Source organism: Priestia endophytica DSM 13796, assembly GCF_900115845.1.
Classification (GTDB): domain Bacteria; phylum Bacillota; class Bacilli; order Bacillales; family Bacillaceae_H; genus Bacillus_I; species Bacillus_I endophytica.
This window is the reverse complement of sequence record NZ_FOXX01000001.1, coordinates 370,327-388,649: the sequence shown is the minus strand read 5'-3', so window position 1 is coordinate 388,649 and position 18,323 is coordinate 370,327. Positions and strand designations below refer to the sequence as shown.

Genomic DNA, 18,323 nt, shown 5'->3' with positions numbered 1-18,323 from the left:
TACAAACTAAGGAGGAGTACATAATGAAACCTAATGAACAACGTTTAGTAGACACATTTTTACAACTTGTCAAAGTAGATTCTGAAACAAAATACGAAAGTGAAATTTCAGAAGTACTAAAGGAGAAATTCCAATCACTTGGCGTGGAAGTAAAAGAAGACAATGCAAAAGAAGTAACAGGACATGGAGCAAACAACTTAATTTGTACTTTAAAAGGTACAAAAGAAGGAGTTGATACAATTTATTTCACATCTCATATGGATACAGTTGTTCCTGGTAAAGGAATTAAGCCACAAATTGAAAATGGCTATATTAAAAGTGATGGAACAACGATTTTAGGAGCGGATGATAAAGCAGGCCTTGCTGCAATGTTTGAAGCTTTGGAAGTTATTAAAGAAGAAGGAATTGAGCATGGAACAGTGGAGTTTATTATTACGGTTGGAGAAGAATCAGGACTTGTTGGAGCGAAAGCATTAGATCCAAGCATGATTACAGCGAAGTTTGGATATGCGTTAGACAGCGACGGAAAAGTAGGCGACATTATTGTTGGTGCTCCAACTCAAGCGAAGGTTCAGGCAACAATCTATGGAAAAACAGCGCATGCTGGCGTAGCTCCTGAAAAAGGCGTTTCAGCTATTACAATTGCTTCTAAAGCTATTTCAAAAATGCCGCTTGGCCGCATTGATGAAGAAACAACAGCAAACATAGGGCGCTTTGAAGGTGGAACACAAACAAATATTGTTTGTGACCAAGTCCATATTCTAGCAGAAGCTCGTTCACTTGTAAGCGAAAAGATGGAAGCCCAAGTCGAAAAAATGAAAAAAGCGTTTGAAGAAGCAGCAGAAGAAATGGGTGGAAGAGCAGAAGTAGAAGTGACGGTCATGTACCCAAACTTCAAATTTAAAGATGGAGATCATGTTGTTGAAGTAGCGAAAAAAGCAGTTGATCGCATTGGCCGAACATCTCGTCTTCTTCACAGTGGTGGCGGAAGTGACGCAAACGTGATTGCTGGTCATGGTATTCCAACGGTTAACTTAGCTGTTGGATATGAAGATATTCACACAACAAACGAGAAGATGCCAATTGAAGAACTTGTTAAAACAAGTGAACTTGTACTTGCTCTTATTCAAGAAGTAAGTTGTTAAAAAAGGGCACTACACATTGTACATAATGTGTAGTGCTCTCTTTTTTTATTTTACATGTTGTATAGTGTACAAACGAAAGGAATCTAGTAGAATAAGTATTAATTTCAGAAAATTTAGACACTTAGACAAAAAAGGGGGAAGAGAGATGGACAAAATAAAAATTGGACTTATTCAGGCATCACACAATGTGGAAGGAAATGAGCCTGTTGAAGTTCACAAAGCAGCGGCTATTGAAAAACATATAAAGCTTGTGAGAGAAGCAAAGGAAAAAGGGGTCAACATTATCTGTATGCAGGAAATCTTTTATGGTCCCTATTTTTGTTCTGAGCAAAACCCGAAATGGTATAGTGCAGCTGAACAAATTCCAGAAGGGCCTACAACAAAAAGATTTATGGAACTTGCAAAAGAATTGCATGTTGTAATTGTTTTACCGATTTATGAGCGTGTAGGAGTTGCTACGTACTATAACACAGCAGCTGTTATTGATGCTGATGGAACATATTTAGGAAAATACCGAAAGCAGCACATCCCCCATGTTGGAGCTGGAGAAGAAGGATATGGGTTTTGGGAAAAGTTTTACTTCAAGCCTGGAAATTTAGGGTATCCGGTTTTTAAGACAGAGTATGGAACAATCGGCGTTTATATATGCTATGATCGCCATTTTCCAGAAGGAGCCCGGGTGCTTGGTCTTAAAGGAGCAGAAATTGTGTTCAATCCATCGGCAACTGTTGCTGGTACATCCGAATATTTATGGAAGCTAGAGCAGCCTGCACATGCTGTTGCGAACGGTTATTACGTTGGAGCAATTAACAGAATTGGGTTTGAAGCCCCTTGGAATATGGGCGAATTTTACGGTCAGTCTTATTTAGTGGATCCCCGCGGTCGTTTTGTTGCAATTGGAAGTAGAGATCGTGATGAAGTCATCATTGGCGAAGTGGACCGCAAGCTTATTCAAGAGGTAAGAGATGCTTGGCAATTTTACCGAGATCGCCGTCCTGAAACATATGAAGAAATGACATCACTTCTTCCGTAACAAACAATTTTCATTCTAGAAAAAGAAGGTGTAAAAATGGAAAAAACTCTCATTGAGCAGCTGGAGGAAAATTTTGAAGAGGTAGATAAAGGGCTGGGAACAAAGAAGGCACTTAATGAAGCACATCGATGTTTATACTGCTATGACGCCCCTTGTATTAAAGCATGTCCAACAAACATTAACATCCCAAGTTTTATTAAGAAAATCGCTTCTGGAAATATAAAAGGCTCAGCTCGCGTCATTATGGAAGCAAATCCTGTTGGAGCAAGCTGTGCGAGAGTCTGTCCAACAGAAGAACTTTGTGAAGGAGCTTGTGTATTAAACAGCGATAGTGCCCCAATTCCAATCGGAAGCTTGCAGCGCTATGCAACAGATTGGGCAATTCACAACGATGCTCTTCTTTTTCAAAAAGGAGCAAGCAATGGTTTAAAAGTAGCCATAATTGGAAGCGGTCCTGCTGGTCTCTCAGCAGCACGTGAACTCGCCCGCTTTGGATATAGCATCACAATGTTCGAAAAAAGTGAGAGAGCGGGAGGGTTAAATACTTATGGTATTGTGTCCTTTCGCTTACCACAAAAAATTTCATTTTGGGAAGTTTCTCAAGTAGAAAGACTCGGTGTAGAAATAAGAACAGAGACAACAGTTGGGGAAGATATAAGCGCTGAAGATATTCTATCAAGCTATGATTTTGTTATTTTAGCAGCTGGTATGGGGTCTGTTCCTCATTTACATGTAGAAGGAGAAGGGCTTGAGGGTGTTCATGATGCAATCGAGTTTGTAAAAGATACGAAAACAAAAGAGCTAACAGAAACATTTCAAGGTAAGAAGGTAGCTGTTATTGGAGCGGGAAATACGGCAATTGATGCTGCAACGTGCTCAGTTCGCCTCTGTGCTGAAAACGTGAAAATTGTGTATAGAAGAACAGTAAAAGAAATGACGGCTTATGATTTTGAGTACGAGTTTGCTAAACAAGATGGAGTTGAGTTTCGATTTTTAACGGCTCCAAAAGAGATTATTGGTGATGAGCAAGGACGTGTAAAAGCATTAAGATGTGTCAAAATGAAGCTTACAGAGCGTGAAAAAGATGGTCGAAGCAAGCCTGTTGAAATAGAAGGAAGCACATTTGATATGCCTGTTGATGTTGTAATTAAAGCAATTGGACAAACGCGACATACCTCATTAATTGAGCAGTTCGGCCTTGAACATGAAGGTGGTGTTGTAAAAGTAGATGGAAGTACAATGAGAACATCAAAAGAAGGCATATATGCGTGTGGTGATATCGTATTTGGAAAAGGTTATGGAGATGCAATGGTTGTCACAGCTGCAGAGCAAGGAAAAAACGTAGCTTATGAGATTCATAAGAGTGTCACAGAGAGAAAGAAAAATTTAGCATAGGGAAGGGAGAGAAAAGAATGGCAGACTTACGTGCAAATCTTGCTGGAATACAGTCTCCAAATCCTTTTTGGCTCGCATCAGCACCTCCAACAAACTCTGGCTACCAAGTGCAGCGTGCATTTGAAGCAGGATGGGGAGGGGCTGTCTGGAAAACGCTCGGAGAACCTATTTTAAACGTTTCTTCTCGGTTTGCTGCAGTTAGCTTCAACGGTCAGCGTGTTGCAGGTTTCAATAACATTGAACTTATTACAGATCGACCGCTTGAGGTGAATTTAAAAGAAATTAAGGACACAAAAAAGAAGTTTCCAAACAATGCTATTATCGCTTCTCTTATGGTGGAACCGAAAAGAGAAAAATGGCACGAGATCGTAAAAAAAGTCGAAGCTGTTGGTGTAGATGGACTTGAACTCAATTTTGGCTGTCCCCACGGTATGGCTGAACGAGGAATGGGGGCTGCATCAGGGCAAGTACCAGAGCTTGTTGAGAAACAAACATATTGGGCAAAAGAAGTTGCAACAACGCCTTTAATTGTAAAGCTAACTCCAAACATCACGGACATTACAGTAACAGCCAAATCCGCTGTTGAAGGTGGTGCTGATGCTGTTAGTATGATTAATACAATCAATAGTCTTGCAGGAGTTGATATTCATAGTTGGAATACGATTCCACATGTAAACGGGAAAGGAGCACATGGAGGATACTGTGGGCCAGCTGTAAAACCAATTGCTTTAAATATGATTGCTGAATGTGCAAGAAATCCTCATATAAATGTACCAATTTCAGGAATGGGCGGAATATCTAGTTGGCAAGATGCTGTTGAATTTATGCTCATGGGAGCGTCAGCTGTTCAAGTATGCACAGCTGCTATGCACCACGGATTCAGCATTGTAGAAGATATGATAGACGGGCTTAACAATTACCTTGATGAACGAGGTCTGAGCGCTATAAGCGATTTAGTAGGCGGAGCTGTTAGCAAATATAGGGATTGGGGAGACCTTGATTTAAATCATAAAGTTGTAGCGCGAATTAACAATGAAACCTGTATTAACTGCAACAAATGTCATATTTCCTGCGAAGATACGTCACATCAGTGTATTGATATATTAAAGGGTGAAAACGGAAAAGAATATTTACAAGTGCGGGAAGAAGACTGTGTTGGCTGTAATTTATGTTCTATCGTATGTCCTGTTGATGGAGCCATCTCTATGATTGAAATTCCAAGTGACAAACCAATGACGTGGAATGAGAGGCAGGCGGCTCTTTCCGGAACGCTCATTTCTACGCTGAAAGCAGCGGAATAAAGGAGGGGAAAACATGAAGAAAATTATTAAAAACGGTAGTATTGTAACGGCTTCAGATACGTTTGAAGGAGACATTTGTATTGAAGGAGAGCATATTATAGGGATTGGTACCGGGTTTGACGAAGATCAGGCAGAAATTATTGATGCAAAAGGGCTTTATGTATTTCCAGGCGGGATTGATCCTCATACACATCTTGAAATGCCTTTTGGGGGAACGGTTAGTAAAGATGATTTTGAAACAGGAACAATCGCTGCAGCTTTTGGAGGCACTACGACTATTATTGACTTTTGCCTTACAAAAAAAGGAGAGCCGCTCCAAAAGGCCATTAACGAATGGCATGATAAATCAAGTGGGAAAGCGTTTATAGATTATGGGTTTCACTTAATGATTGGTGAGATAAATAGCACTGTATTGAATGAGCTTCCCTCAGTAATCCGTGAGGAAGGGATTTCGTCTTTCAAAGTATTTATGGCTTATAAAAACGTTTTTCAAGCGGACGACGCAACGCTTTTTCAAACATTAAAAGAAGCGGAGAAACTAGGCGCACTTGTAATGGTGCATGCTGAGAACGGAGATGTTATTGAATATTTAACAGAAAAAGCGCTTGAAGAAGGAAAAACAGATCCTATTTATCATGCGCTTACAAGACCGCCTGAACTAGAAGGGGAAGCAACAGGGAGAGCAGCTGTTTTAACAGAGATGGCGAACTCTCAGCTTTATGTTGTTCACGTTACTTGTCAAGAGGCAGCAACTAAGATTGCAGAGGCGCGTCGCCGAGGAGTCGATATATGGGGAGAAACGTGTCCTCAGTATTTAGTTCTTGATCAATCTTATTTAGAGAAGGAGAACTTTGAAGGAGCAAAATATGTTTGGTCTCCGCCTTTACGCGAAAAGAAAAATTTAGACTATTTATGGAAAGCTATTCAAAAGGGTGAGCTGCAAACGATTGGCTCTGATCAATGTTCATTTGATTTTAAAGGCCAAAAAGACTTAGGTTTTGGTAATTTTACAAAGATTCCAAACGGAGGGCCAATCATTGAAGACCGTTTCAGTATTTTATACTCAGAAGGAGTAGCAAAAGGGAGAATATCACTTGGGCAATTTGTTGATCTTGTATCAACAAGAGCAGCTAAGCTTTTTGGATTATATCCTAAAAAGGGAAGCATTGTTGTTGGAGGAGATGCTGATTTAGTTCTGTTTGATCCAACAATAAAGCGAACAATTTCTGCATCAACTCATCATATGAACGTAGATTATAATCCATTTGAAGGAATGGAAGTTACAGGAGAGCCTGTTTCTGTATTAAGCAAAGGAGAATTTGTTGTCCGAGACAAAAAGTTAGTTGGTAAGAAAGGTCATGGAGCCTATATAAAGAGAGCAAAATATAAAGAAAGTCTTCTTACTGCGACAGCTTCACTTCCTCTATAAAAACTGTTTCGCCCCTTATTGTATGAATAGGAATAATAGAAAAGGAAGAATGGGTGCTTAAAATGAAAAGAAAAGAAAATTATTTGAAATCAAAGGACTTACTGCCTGTTGCGCACAGCGTGCGGAAGATTGGTACACTAAGTTTCGTATTTATGTGGATCAGCATGGCTGTTGTACTTGCTGCTTTTGCCATTGGTGGTTCAGGAGTGCAGAGTTTACCACTTGGGCTTGTTGTTCTTGCGACTGTGATTGGCTCTCTTTTGATTGGCTTGTTTATCACGATTATTGGAGATATCGGTATTGAACATGGTCTGTCTTTTCCCGTCTATATGAGAGCTCCTTTTGGTACAATAGGCACTCATATCCCTTCTGTTATAAGGGGTGTTGCTGCTTCGTGCTGGTTCGGCATCAACACTTACTTTGGGGCAACAGCTATGAACAGTATCTTAAATGTACTAATAGCGTTTGATAACTGGTTTCTTTGTTTTCTTCTTTTTGCACTTCTTCAACTCCTTAATACAGCAATGGGTATTAAAGCTGTAGAGAGATTTACCGACCTTGCAGCACCTGTTATTATTCTTATCTCTGCATGGATGTATACAACATTATCAGAAAGCGCTGGTGAAGGAGGAAGAGACGTTTGGACGTGGATTGAAAATCCTACAACAGGTATTGCGGCCTTCACTGCTTTTATGATTGTGATCATGGGAAATATGGGATTTTGGGCTACGCTTGCGACAGATATTCCTTCTATCTCTCGTTATATTAAAGCGCCAAAGTACGAGCGGAGCTGGCTCAAGCGCAATAAGTCTTCTTTAATTGGAAGTATGGTTGCCCTTCCGTTAACACAGACGTTCATGGTCATCATTGGGGCTGTTTCTTATATTGCCGTCCAAAACTATGATCCTGTTGTTGCTTTACAACAATCAGCTAGCGGTTTTGTATTAGGTGTGCTTCTTTTGATGATTGTATTTGCCCAATGGTCAACAAATATTGCAGCAAATTTAGTTCCAGCGGCAACTATATTCTCTAATGTTGGCGGTCCTAAAATGCCGTTTTGGATGGGCGTTTTTTTAGCAGGTATTATCGGGTGTTTTTCACAACCTTGGAGCTTGTTTGAAATGTTGAATACTGTTCTTCTTATTGTAGGGGGGATTCTTTCAGCAATTGTAGGAATTTTATTTTCAGATTATTACTTACTTCGCAAGCGACGCGTAAATGTAAAAGAACTGTATGAACTGCAAGGACAATATAAATATTATTACGGATTTAATGGAGCTGGCTTTATCTCTTGGGCGATTGGAGGAGGAGTAGCAACCTTCTTTTCTGCGTATTCTTTTCTTGTCGGTTTTTTTGTTGGTGCCCTTTTGTATTATGTGTTAGGGAAGTTTTGGTGGTTTGTGAAATATCCTCAAAAAGAAATTGAAGATCCTAGTGATGAAAAATATTTAGGAATTACAGTAGGAAGAGACTGGGACATTCCTTTAGGGGAAGAGGAGGGTATATCACTACCACTTTCAACTTCCAAGGTAGAGACGTAATCAAAAGGAGGGATGAAATGTCAGAGTATGCACTATATAAAAAAGAACGAAAAGATATTGACCGTTTAATCCAAGATGGCTATAAAATTACTCATGTTTTAGAAAATTTAAGCGGTGCTTTTTTAACATTTAAGCATAGTGAGAAAGCGGAAGAAAACCTTCATATCTTAACAGCAGATGCTAGGAAGTATTTTATGAGATATATTATGAAGTAGGAAAAGAGAGGGATTTTCCTCTCTTTTTTTCGTTATTTTAACGAGAGGTAACTTTTAAGTTACATTTTATTAACAAGTTCCTTTAACTAGCATAAAAGCGATACGATAAGGGTAGTGAAAAAAGATTTATTAAAAGGAGGACAAACGATGTCAAACGAGAATAATTGGTTAACAGGTGAAGAAAAGAAAGTTATTGAAAAACTTAAACTAGAAGTTGTAAACGCACACAGTTTGGCGCACGTCCGCTTTTATAAAAGAGAGATAGAGCAAATTGTAAAACATGCAAAACGACGTAAAGAAGTGTTACAAAGTATATCTCACTATTCAGGATAGTATGGTAAGGTAAGGAAAAACATAAGGCGGTGATTTCTTGCAAGCAACATTGACCGTTAGCGAGCTTTTAAAGCGTAAAAACTTTGAGCATTGTGAAGTCGTTGCAGGAAAGGAAGGATTAGAACGTCGAATAAAATGGATTCATATTGTAGAGGTGCCTAAAGTTGAGCATCTTCTAAAAGGAGAGGAGCTCATTTTATCGACGGGAGTAGGCTGGAAGGAAAATGAAGGAGCTTTTTCTTCTCTATTGCAACAGTTAATCACCCGCAATGTTGCCGGTTTATGTATCGAAATTGGATCCTATACAAAAAGTATTCCCTCTTCTATTATTAATCTAGCAAACAAACACAAATTTCCTCTTATTTTATTTCATCAAGAAGTTCCGTTCGTTGAAATCACGCAAGATGTTCATACGTTTATGATTAACGCCCACTATGAAATTCTTGCTCGTTTAGAAACCTATTCGAGAGAGCTTCAAGAACTTCTTTTAGCAACACATGATCTTTCAGACTTATTGTCTCATTTTCATCAATACCTTCAAGAAACAGTTGTTCTTCGCCTTAAGGAGAGCACAACTCATATTTTCCCACCTTTTCAACAAAACAACTCAAAGCAGTGGAGCATCATACATAAAAGTATAATCGATGACAATTATACAGAAAGCAGAAAAATAAGCAAAAAGATTCAAGTATTAGGAAAAGAATATGGCGAGCTGTACGTTGTGGTTAAAAATAGAAGGTTTACAGAAGAAGATATGCTTGCCCTTGACAGAACAGCACTTGCGATTTCCCAGCATTTCTTGCGCAATCTCTATATAGAAGAGAAAAAGAAACGGTGTGAAAACGAATGGCTGCGAGAATGGATTAGAGGAGAAGTGTCCCTTCCAAATATCTTTCACAAGCTCGGAAAAATAGACGGTCTTCATAACTATGAAGGCGGAGGTGTTTTTCTTTGCCGTAAGCAAGAAGGGGTAGAGTGGGAAGGAGCGAGTTTTTCGTACGCAAAATTGCTTCTTACAACTTTATTTGAACAACGTGGTTTTCTACTTTGTATAACCGAATATCGCCAGAACATCTTATTTGTGTTTGTTAACAAGCGCCAAAAACAAACGTGGAGAGATCGATTTACTCAATCATTGGAGCGTTTTAAAAAAAGCGAAGCATACGAAAAACATGCCAAGCTTTTTTCTTTTATTAGTGTAGGTTCTTTCGTTGATCGATTAGATGAGATGGAGAAAAGTTATAAAACAGCCCAGATTACGGCTGATATTTGCAGTGAGCAAGTTTCTTCAGCTGAAAATATTTTTTTTCACGATGATTTGCATATCTATCGCATTCTTTCTCTAATTTCCGATCAAAGAGCTCTTCATGAAGTGATTTTTGAATATTTGAATCCTGTTTTACAGTACGACAAGAATTATAATGGCAAGCTTTTCGAGACACTAAAAACATACTTAGCGTGCAGTGGTTCAAAAAAAGAAACTGCCGAGCAGCTCTTTGTAGTGAGACAAACTCTTTATCATCGGTTAGCCAAACTTGAACAGCTTCTTGGCGAAGATTTTATGGAACCAAGAAAGCGAATGGCTCTAGAATTTATGATTTTAGCATATGAGCAAATCTTTATAAAAAAGAAAGAAGAAAAATACTCGCAATGTTCAGAAATTGAAGGGTAACAAGGGTCTTTTGTCTAATGTAAAAGAGGAGATAGTATACAAGAAATTGAGATTTTTTCAAGAAGGATGTGGATGATAATGGAGAAAACAGAAAGTATCTTAGGAAAAGATGAAAAACATCTTTGGCATGGAATGAAGCCTTATAATCCTGAAAATACAATTATTGCAAAAGAAGCAAAAGGAGTTTGGGTGACAGATGAAAGTGGTCGTCGTATGCTTGATGCAATGGCAGGCCTTTGGTGTGTGAATGTTGGGTATGGACGAGAAGAACTTGCAGAAGCAGCATATGAACAGCTTAAAAAGCTTGCCTATTTTCCACTTACACAAAGTCATGAACCAAGTGTAAAGCTCGCTGAAAAAATTAGTGATATGCTTGGTGGCGAATATGTTGTTTTTTTCTCAAACAGCGGTTCTGAAGCAAATGAAACGGCTTTTAAAATTGCTAGACAATATCACCAACAAAAGGGAGAGGGAAATCGATATAAATTTATATCAAGATATCGAGCATATCATGGAAATACAGGAGCTGCTTTAGCTGCAACAGGTCAAGCGCAGCGCAAATTTAAATATGAACCTCTTTCTGGAGGATTTATCCATGTTCCGCCTCCAGATCTTTATCGTGGTGAAGATAAAGAAGATACAAAAGCGAACGAATTGCAAAGTGTAAAGGCTATTGATAACACGATGACATGGGAGCTAAGTGAAACAATTGCAGGCGTAATTATGGAGCCAATTATTACAGGTGGAGGAATTTTGATGCCTCCAAAAGAGTACTTACAAGGAGTTAAAAATATATGTGAGCATCACGGTGCTCTTCTTATCGTAGATGAAGTAATTTGTGGATTTGGCAGAACAGGTGAACCATTTGGTTTTATGAACTATGGAGTGAAGCCTGATATTATTACCATGGCAAAAGGGATTACAAGTGCTTACCTTCCTTTATCTGCAACAGCTGTTCGTCGCGATATTTATGAAGCGTTTGCAGGAAGTGAGGAGTACGATTACTTTAGGCATGTCAATACATTTGGAGGAAGTCCTGCAGCTTGTGCTCTTGCATTGAAAAACATCGAAATCATGGAAAATGAACATTTATTTTCTCGTTCAAAAGTAAAAGGAAAAGAGCTTTTACACCTTTTACAGAATAAAGTCAAGGATCATCGCTATGTTGGAGATGTGCGAGGAAAAGGGCTTTTAATCGGAATTGAGCTTGTAGAAGATAAAGGAACTAAAAAACCATTAGACGTTGAAAAAGTGAATAAAATAATCTCTTTCTGTAAAAATAAAGGAGTTATCATTGGAAAGAATGGAGCAACAGTAGCTGGATTTAATAATGTGTTAACACTATCTCCTCCACTTTGTATTTCAGACGATGAAATAATCATTCTTGCTGAAACAGTTACAGAAGCAATTCATTCTCTTTAAAGAACTTTCAAATATAGGAACGAAGCCTGTATAATAGAATACAGGCTTTTTGTTCGTAAGAAAGGAGAAAAGATTGTGGATTTATTATTTCTTGGCACAGGAGCAGGAGTTCCAGCTAAACATCGCAATGTGACGTCGCTTGCATTAAATTTATTAGGTGAGCGAGGAGTAACATGGCTGTTTGACTGTGGAGAAGCAACGCAGCATCAAGTGCTACATACCTCTATTCGACCGAGAAGAATTGAGAAGATTTTTATTACGCATCTTCATGGAGATCATATATTTGGTTTGCCAGGCTTTTTAGGAAGTCGTTCGTTTCAAGGAGGAGAAACACCTCTTACAATATACGGACCAAAAGGCATTAAAGAATTTGTAGATATCTCGATGCGAGTTAGTGAAACACATTTACGCTATTCCATTCATTTTGTTGAAGTAGAGGATGGCATTGTTTTTGAAGATGAGCAATTTGTCGTTGAAGCACGCTTGTTAGAGCACGGTGTTTCTTCCTATGGATATCGTATAATAGAAAAAGATACAAAAGGAACGCTTCTAGTTGAAAAGCTAAGAGAGTTAGGAATTAAGCCAGGTCCTGTTTACCGTGACATTAAAGAGAAGGAAGAAGTTGTGCTTGAAGACGGACGTGTCTTAAAAAGCGCAGATTACATTGGTCCTTCAAAAAAAGGACGAATTGTCACGATTTTAGGGGATACACGTCCGTGTACAAATGCTCTTGAACTTGCCAAAGGTGCTGATGTACTTGTTCATGAAGCAACATTTTCAGAGGAAGATGATAGAATTGCTCACGAGTACTATCATTCAACATCATTTGGAGCGGCAGAGACAGCGAAAAAAGCGGGAGTGAAAAAGCTAATTTTAACTCATATAAGTTCTAGATACCACAAGGAAGAAGCCCTTGTTTTATTAGAAGAAGCGAGGAAGACTTTTGAGAATACAGAAATGGCATTTGATTTCTCGCAGTTTATGATAGACAATGAAGGACGTTGAAAAAGGAAAAGAGAATATCTCTTTTCCTTTTTTAATGCCTAGAAGAAATGGACGCTGCAAGGCGTTCTTCAATGTCTTTTCCCATTTCTTCTGAACGATTTTTAGCTGTTTTAATACAAGAAGAGATGCTTTCTTTAAACTGCTCTTGTTGGAGCATTTTAATGCCTGCTTCTGTTGTTCCATTTGGACTTGTAATCTCTTTTCGTAGCTGACGAGGAGTTTTATTTGAAGCTTTCACCATGCCAGCAGCACCAACAAATGTTTGGAAAATAAGTTCTCTTGCTGTTTCTTCTGTCATTCCTTCTTGAACGGCAGCATCCTGCATTGCTTCAATCATATAATAAAAATAAGCAGGACCGCTTCCAGAGAGTCCAGTAACAAGATGCATTGCTTCTTCATCTACTGTAATGACTTTTCCGATAGCTTCAAAAAGAGCACGTGCTAATTGTTCATGCTTCTCATTTGTCCAATTTCCACTTGTAATAGCTGTAGCTGATTGTCCAATAGAAGCAGAGGTGTTCGGCATCGCTCTTATAACAGGGCCTTCAAATCCAAGTAAGTTTGTAATCGAGTCTGTGCTAACCCCTGCAATGACGGAAATAACAAGATGGTCAGAAGAAAGATCTTCTTTTAACAGTGAAAGACTTTCGACAACATCTTTTGGTTTAAAAGCTAAGACAACAACGCTTGCCTTTTTTAATATTTTCTTATAATCACGACTTGTTGTAACCCTGTAATGCTGAGAAAGTTCTTGAAGTCGTTCATCATTTGAGCGATTTGTCACAATGATCTCTTTTCCACTATACATCTTTTTTTCAATCAGCCCTGAAATCATTGCTTCTGCCATAGAGCCAGCTCCAATAAAAACAATTTTACTCATAGGTAAGCCTCCTTTTCTCATAAAAAGGCCTTTCTATCACAAAAGGACAGAAAGACCTTTTAGGTATCTTTATTCATTTACCTATACCGTTTTGAAAGTCTTTTTTGACATTATCTACTGAAGCAATTGATATTGTCAATAAGGCTTGAAAAGAAAAAGGAGCAAAAAGTGACCTCAAGTCTCCAAATGTGTACAATAGATGTAATGAAAAATAAGGAGAGTAAGATACGATGGAAAATATTTATCAAATTACAGTTCCTACTCCATACCAAATTGGTGATGTTCATTTATATGTGATTGTGAACGACAGTATAACTCTTATTGATGCAGGAGTGAAAACGGAAAAAGCATGGGCTGCTTTTAAAAACCAGCTTGCATCGCTTCATTTGACAGTTGAAGATATTGACCAAGTCATTTTAACTCATCATCATCCAGATCATGTTGGCTTGCTGCACTATCTTCCTTCAGTTCCTGTTTATGGTCATCCTCATATCGAGCCATGGCTTACATATAAGAAAAGTACTGCAGAAACGTACAATTCCTACTTTGAGAACCTCTTTTTACAGCTTTCTGTTCCATATTCTTATAAGTCTCAAATCCCTCGGTTTGAAGGGCAGTTTAAATATGGAGCAGAAGCGAAACTAGCTGGTACATTATCAGAAGGAGCCTCTCCTCCTTTATTGAAGGGATGGAAAGTTCTCCACATGCCAGGGCATGCAGGAAATCATATTGCTCTATATCATGAAGAAAAAGAAGAGCTCATTGCAGGTGATGTTTTACTAGACAAAATCGTTTCAAACCCACTCATTGAGCCTCCATTTTTTGAAGGAGAACATGAGAAGCCTCAGCTTGAGTACAATAATTCTTTACAAAGATTATTGTCTTTAAAAGTACAAAAGCTTTATCCAGGACATGGGAAAGTGATTGAAAATGTGAGCGAACTTACAAGAGAAAGAATGATAAAGCAAAGAAAAAAAGCAGAATCTTTGCTTCCGTTTCTTGAAGAAGGAAAAACAGGGTTTGAGATTTGTCAACATCTATTTCCTCATGCGTATGAGAAACAGCTTGCTCTTACGCTATCAATGACGCTTGCACAGCTTCATTATTTAGAAGAGGTAGGGTATATCCAAAAGGTAGAAAAGCAAGGGAAATGGTTTTTTAGGAAAAGTGAGGTAAAGGTATGAAAGACGCGTTAAAAAGTAGCTCTGTTATTATTACAGGAGCCTCTGGCGGTATCGGAGAGCAAATGGCATACGAGGTAGCAAAAAGAGGAGGAACACCAATTCTTCTTGCACGCAGTAAAGAAAGTCTAGCAAGGATAAGTGAAAAAATAGACAATGATTTTGGAATTAAAGCACCTTATCTTGTGCTTGATGTTAGTGATCGTTCGGCAATTAAAGAAACGTTTGCTAGCATTATCGAACATCATGGACCAATCGATGTCCTTATTAATAATGCGGGATACGGGAAGTTTGAATATGCTGTTGAAGGAAGTATAGAAAACTTTGAAGGCATGTTTGAAGTGAACGTTCTCGGTCTTATTGCTTGCACAAAAGCAGTTCTTCCTCATATGATTGAACGTCAGCATGGTCATATTGTTAATATTGCTTCGCAAGCTGCTAAAATTGCAACGCCGAAATCGAGCGGATATGCCGCAACAAAACATGCTGTCCTTGGTTTTACAAACAGCTTAAGGATGGAAGTAGAAGATGAAGGGATTTTTGTAACGGCTGTCAACCCTGGTCCAATCAAAACAAATTTCTTTGATGTTGCAGATGAATCTGGTCAATATCAGAAAAACGTAGAACGGTTTATGCTTGACCCGAAAGAAGTAGCAAGCAAAACTGTTTCAGCTCTTTTTACAAAAAAGCGGGAAATTAATTTGCCCAGTTGGATGAATGTGGGAAGCACGTTTTATCAAGTTTTCCCACGCCTTGTCGAGAAACTTGGCGGAAATGCTTTTAAACAAAAATAGCTCTACCAAGGTTCACCATCTTCTGTTAAATAGTTATATACAGCATCATGAACAACTTCATATAAAGGCTGTGTTAAATCTTTTAAATGCTCTCTTTCACACTTACAAATTAGCGTATCAAGATCTTCAGGAGGAATATTAAGCTCCGTTCCTATGTAATCATATTGAGCAAGTGTTGAGTGAATGAGTTTTATTATAAAGTTTCTATTCATAGGGAAATCTTACCTTCCTGATAGGAGTCTTAAAATTAGGGTAAAGTGTACTATATAGTATACTATGTTTAAAAGAGAGGGGAAATGGAAATGAACATTACATTTTCAGAACGTGCAGCACAGGAAATCGAAAAGCTTTATCCAAATGCTGGAGAGAAAAATCTAAAATTAAAATACGATACAGAAGATACAGGATGCGTAATGTGCGGTGTTACGGTGCTTTGGTTTGTTAAAGAGCTGTCTGAGTCAGATGAAAAAATTGAAACAAACGCATGGCCAGTATATGTTGAACCATCTAAAAACGTTTTTTTAGATGATGAATTAAAAATCGATTATGTCGAATCTGCCCATTGTTTTTCATTGAAGAGTCCTGGTCAAATTTTAAATGCACGCATGAGCTTAATTGATAAAACAATAAACTAAAAAAACACCTTTTGAAGGTGTTTTTTTTACTGAAGATGAAACTTAGTTAAGAAAGAGCGTACTGTTTCCTCATAGTGTTCATAGTTGTCTACAAGGGAACGAGCATGAGTTCCGTGGGAAGCAATAAATAGCATCTTTTCTCCTTGTTTTTTTCGATACAGTTCTTTCGTCATTTGAGGCAGAATGTAGGTATCTTCTGCGCTATGAATAAATAAAACAGGTTCCTTTATTTTTTCGATCTCATTAAGCGGTGAAATATCTGTTAAACGATAGCCATCTCGCCATTTTAGAACAAAGTTGGCAAGTGGAATAATTGGAAATGGAGGAAGCTTAAAATCCTCTTTTAGTCGATGAACAAGCTGCTGTTTAAAGTCAGAGAACGGACAGTCAGCAATATAGAAATCAGCTCTACTTTCTTTCATAGATGCATATAAAAGTGTTGTAACGGCTCCCATCGATTCCCCATGTACGCCGAGTCTAATATATTCTCCAAATTTAGCTTTTACCATCTCAACTACGGCTTTTAAATCTTGTTTTTCATAGAAACCATAGCTTGTTGTTTTTCCTCCTGATTTTCCGTGTCTTCGATGATCATAAGAAACAACGTTCCAGCCTTCATTTAGAAAAAGCTTCATATATTTGAACGAAGTTAATGAATTCACCGTTACGCCATGACAGAAAATCATAAATTTATTTTCAGGATGTGGGGCAATAATTGTTCCATATATATCATATCCGAATGAAGAAGGAACTGAAAAATGTTCTTTCTCTACCGCTTCATATTCTTCGCGAGAAAAATGAGTTGAGCGTTGTTCACTTTCGAGGATCTGTTCTTCTGTTTTCTTTTTTATGTACATTACTTTGTTTGTGAAAAATGCGCCAGCGCCTGCCGCGGAAGCAAGTGCGAGAGCTGCACCAATCCATCTTTTTTTCATAAGAGAAGCTCCTTTAACTAGAATATAGTCTATTTTAACATAAAGTGAAAAGAGTCGTTTTTCGCTTTGTATCAGCAGTAAATTAGTAAAAAAACAAAGAATAACAAAAAAGTTGAAAAAATTTAAAAATTTTGAAGGGTTTAGGGGAACAATGTAGAATATTTTATTTGTGCAGCATTAAACAGAATACATAAGGAGTTGTTGAGTAATGGTTCAACAAGAAGTGGTTATCGTAAGCGCAGTAAGAACAGCAATTGGTACATTCGGGGGGAGCTTACAAAATGTATCCGCTCCAACTTTGGGAAGTATTGTGATTAAAGAAGCGTTACAAAAAGCAGGGGTTAAAGCAGAAGATGTAGACGAAGTTATCATGGGGAACGTACTACAAGCTGGCTTAGGGCAAAACCCAGCACGTCAAGCTGCGCTAAAGGCAGGACTTCCACAAGAAGTGGCAGCACTTACCATTAATAAAGTTTGTGGCTCAGGTTTGAAAGCGGTTCACTTAGCAACACAGGCTATTTTTGCAGGAGATGCAGAAATCGTTGTTGCAGGTGGAATGGAAAATATGAGTCAAGCACCTTATTTGTTGAAAAATGCACGTAATGGATTCAAAATGGGAGATCAAAAAGTTGTTGATAGCATGATTGCAGACGGTTTATGGTGCGCTTTCAACGATTATCATATGGGCGTTACAGCTGAAAACTTGTGCGAAAAGTATGAAATTTCTAGACAAGAGCAAGACGAATTTGCAGCAAGCAGCCAGCAAAAAGCTGAAAAAGCTATTACTTCAGGTCGTTTCAAAGACGAAATTGTGCCTGTTGAAATTCCACAGCGTAAAGGAGATCCTATCGTATTTGCAGAAGATGAGTTTCCTCGTAAAGGAACAACTGCAGAAGGTCTTGGTAAATTAAGACCAGCTTTCAAAAAAGACGGATCAGTTACAGCAGGTAATGCATCAGGGATTAATGATGGAGCTGCAGCTCTTGTTGTAATGAGTCGCGAGAAAGCAGATGAGCTTGGTCTTCAGCCACTTGTTCGCATTAAAGCAAATGCAAGCGCAGGCGTAGATCCAAGTATTATGGGAATTGGCCCTGTTGCATCTGTTCAAAAGGTTCTAAAGAAAGCAGAACTTGAACTTGATCAATTTGATTTAATTGAAGCAAACGAAGCGTTTGCGGCACAGTCAATTGCTGTGGATCGTGAACTTTCTTTCAATAAAGAAAAGCTAAACGTAAATGGAGGAGCTATTTCACTTGGTCATCCAATTGGAGCAAGTGGTGCACGTATTCTAGTGTCCCTTATTCATGAAATGACAAAGCGTGAAGCAAACCTAGGTTTAGCAACGTTATGTATTGGCGGAGGTCAAGGCGTAGCAACGGTAGTTGAACGCGTATAAAGGTAGTGTGC

At 38.4% G+C, this 18,323-nt stretch carries 18 protein-coding genes; 15 read left to right on the top strand and 3 right to left on the bottom strand.

Annotated elements, in window-relative coordinates:
* Nucleotides 1–23: 23 nt before the first annotated feature.
* The 11 genes from BM012_RS01980 to rnz all read left to right on the top strand — a co-directional run bounded on the left by BM012_RS01980 (nt 24) and on the right by rnz (nt 12,491).
* Entirely contained in the window at nt 24–1,145 is a 1,122-nt protein-coding gene (locus tag BM012_RS01980; RefSeq protein WP_061801910.1) for a tripeptidase T, read from the top strand.
* A 145-nt stretch (nt 1,146–1,290) separates the two neighbouring features.
* A complete protein-coding gene (locus tag BM012_RS01975; RefSeq protein WP_061801909.1) occupies nt 1,291–2,178 on the top strand; it encodes a nitrilase-related carbon-nitrogen hydrolase in 888 nt (295 codons plus the stop codon).
* A gap of 36 nt (nt 2,179–2,214) precedes the next feature.
* A complete protein-coding gene (locus tag BM012_RS01970; RefSeq protein ID WP_061801908.1) occupies nt 2,215–3,573 on the top strand; it encodes an NAD(P)-dependent oxidoreductase in 1,359 nt (452 codons plus the stop codon).
* Nucleotides 3,574–3,590: 17 nt separating this feature from the next.
* Nucleotides 3,591–4,874, top strand: a complete 1,284-nt coding sequence (gene preA, locus BM012_RS01965) for an NAD-dependent dihydropyrimidine dehydrogenase subunit PreA (RefSeq protein WP_061801907.1) — start codon at nt 3,591–3,593, stop codon at nt 4,872–4,874.
* A 13-nt stretch (nt 4,875–4,887) separates the two neighbouring features.
* Nucleotides 4,888–6,303 (top strand): dihydropyrimidinase, encoded by a 1,416-nt coding sequence (hydA, locus tag BM012_RS01960; RefSeq protein WP_061801906.1) that lies wholly within the window; start codon nt 4,888–4,890, stop codon nt 6,301–6,303.
* A gap of 62 nt (nt 6,304–6,365) precedes the next feature.
* Entirely contained in the window at nt 6,366–7,844 is a 1,479-nt protein-coding gene (locus BM012_RS01955) for an NCS1 family transporter (RefSeq protein ID WP_061802319.1), read from the top strand.
* Nucleotides 7,845–7,861: 17 nt separating this feature from the next.
* A complete protein-coding gene (locus tag BM012_RS01950; protein WP_061801905.1) occupies nt 7,862–8,059 on the top strand; it encodes a hypothetical protein in 198 nt (65 codons plus the stop codon).
* Nucleotides 8,060–8,206: 147 nt separating this feature from the next.
* Entirely contained in the window at nt 8,207–8,392 is a 186-nt protein-coding gene (locus BM012_RS01945) for a hypothetical protein (RefSeq protein WP_061801904.1), read from the top strand.
* A gap of 37 nt (nt 8,393–8,429) precedes the next feature.
* Nucleotides 8,430–10,064, top strand: a complete 1,635-nt coding sequence (locus BM012_RS01940; protein WP_061801903.1) for a PucR family transcriptional regulator — start codon at nt 8,430–8,432, stop codon at nt 10,062–10,064.
* A 78-nt stretch (nt 10,065–10,142) separates the two neighbouring features.
* Nucleotides 10,143–11,486 (top strand): aspartate aminotransferase family protein, encoded by a 1,344-nt coding sequence (locus BM012_RS01935; protein ID WP_197235061.1) that lies wholly within the window; start codon nt 10,143–10,145, stop codon nt 11,484–11,486.
* Between the two features lie 75 nt (nt 11,487–11,561).
* Nucleotides 11,562–12,491 carry a ribonuclease Z gene (rnz, locus tag BM012_RS01930; RefSeq protein WP_061801901.1) on the top strand — a complete coding sequence of 310 codons (930 nt, stop codon included), beginning with the start codon at nt 11,562–11,564 and terminating at the stop codon, nt 12,489–12,491.
* A 31-nt stretch (nt 12,492–12,522) separates the two neighbouring features.
* Here rnz and proC read toward each other — a convergent pair whose 3' ends face one another.
* Nucleotides 12,523–13,371 (bottom strand): pyrroline-5-carboxylate reductase, encoded by an 849-nt coding sequence (gene proC / locus BM012_RS01925; RefSeq protein WP_061801900.1) that lies wholly within the window; start codon nt 13,369–13,371, stop codon nt 12,523–12,525.
* Between the two features lie 230 nt (nt 13,372–13,601).
* Here proC and BM012_RS01920 point away from each other — a divergent pair, with 230 nt between their 5' ends.
* Both BM012_RS01920 and BM012_RS01915 read left to right on the top strand, forming a co-directional pair.
* Nucleotides 13,602–14,555 (top strand): MBL fold metallo-hydrolase, encoded by a 954-nt coding sequence (locus BM012_RS01920; RefSeq protein ID WP_061801899.1) that lies wholly within the window; start codon nt 13,602–13,604, stop codon nt 14,553–14,555.
* Nucleotides 14,552–15,346, top strand: coding sequence for an SDR family NAD(P)-dependent oxidoreductase (locus BM012_RS01915; protein WP_061801898.1), 795 nt, complete (start codon nt 14,552–14,554; stop codon nt 15,344–15,346). Before BM012_RS01920 ends, BM012_RS01915 begins: the two co-directional genes overlap by 4 nt.
* 2 nt (nt 15,347–15,348) lie before the next feature.
* On the opposite strand, the gene BM012_RS01910 is transcribed toward BM012_RS01915, so the two are convergent.
* Nucleotides 15,349–15,558 (bottom strand): YqzH family protein, encoded by a 210-nt coding sequence (locus tag BM012_RS01910; protein WP_061801897.1) that lies wholly within the window; start codon nt 15,556–15,558, stop codon nt 15,349–15,351.
* Nucleotides 15,559–15,648: 90 nt separating this feature from the next.
* On the opposite strand from BM012_RS01910, the gene BM012_RS01905 reads away from it, so the two are divergent.
* Nucleotides 15,649–15,981 (top strand): iron-sulfur cluster biosynthesis family protein, encoded by a 333-nt coding sequence (locus tag BM012_RS01905; protein ID WP_019391595.1) that lies wholly within the window; start codon nt 15,649–15,651, stop codon nt 15,979–15,981.
* 26 nt (nt 15,982–16,007) lie between these two features.
* On the opposite strand, the gene BM012_RS01900 is transcribed toward BM012_RS01905, so the two are convergent.
* Entirely contained in the window at nt 16,008–16,916 is a 909-nt protein-coding gene (locus BM012_RS01900) for an alpha/beta hydrolase (RefSeq protein WP_061801896.1), read from the bottom strand.
* A 208-nt stretch (nt 16,917–17,124) separates the two neighbouring features.
* Between BM012_RS01900 and BM012_RS01895 the strand changes: the two genes are divergently transcribed.
* Entirely contained in the window at nt 17,125–18,312 is a 1,188-nt protein-coding gene (locus BM012_RS01895; RefSeq protein ID WP_061801895.1) for an acetyl-CoA C-acetyltransferase, read from the top strand.
* Nucleotides 18,313–18,323: the final 11 nt, after the last annotated feature.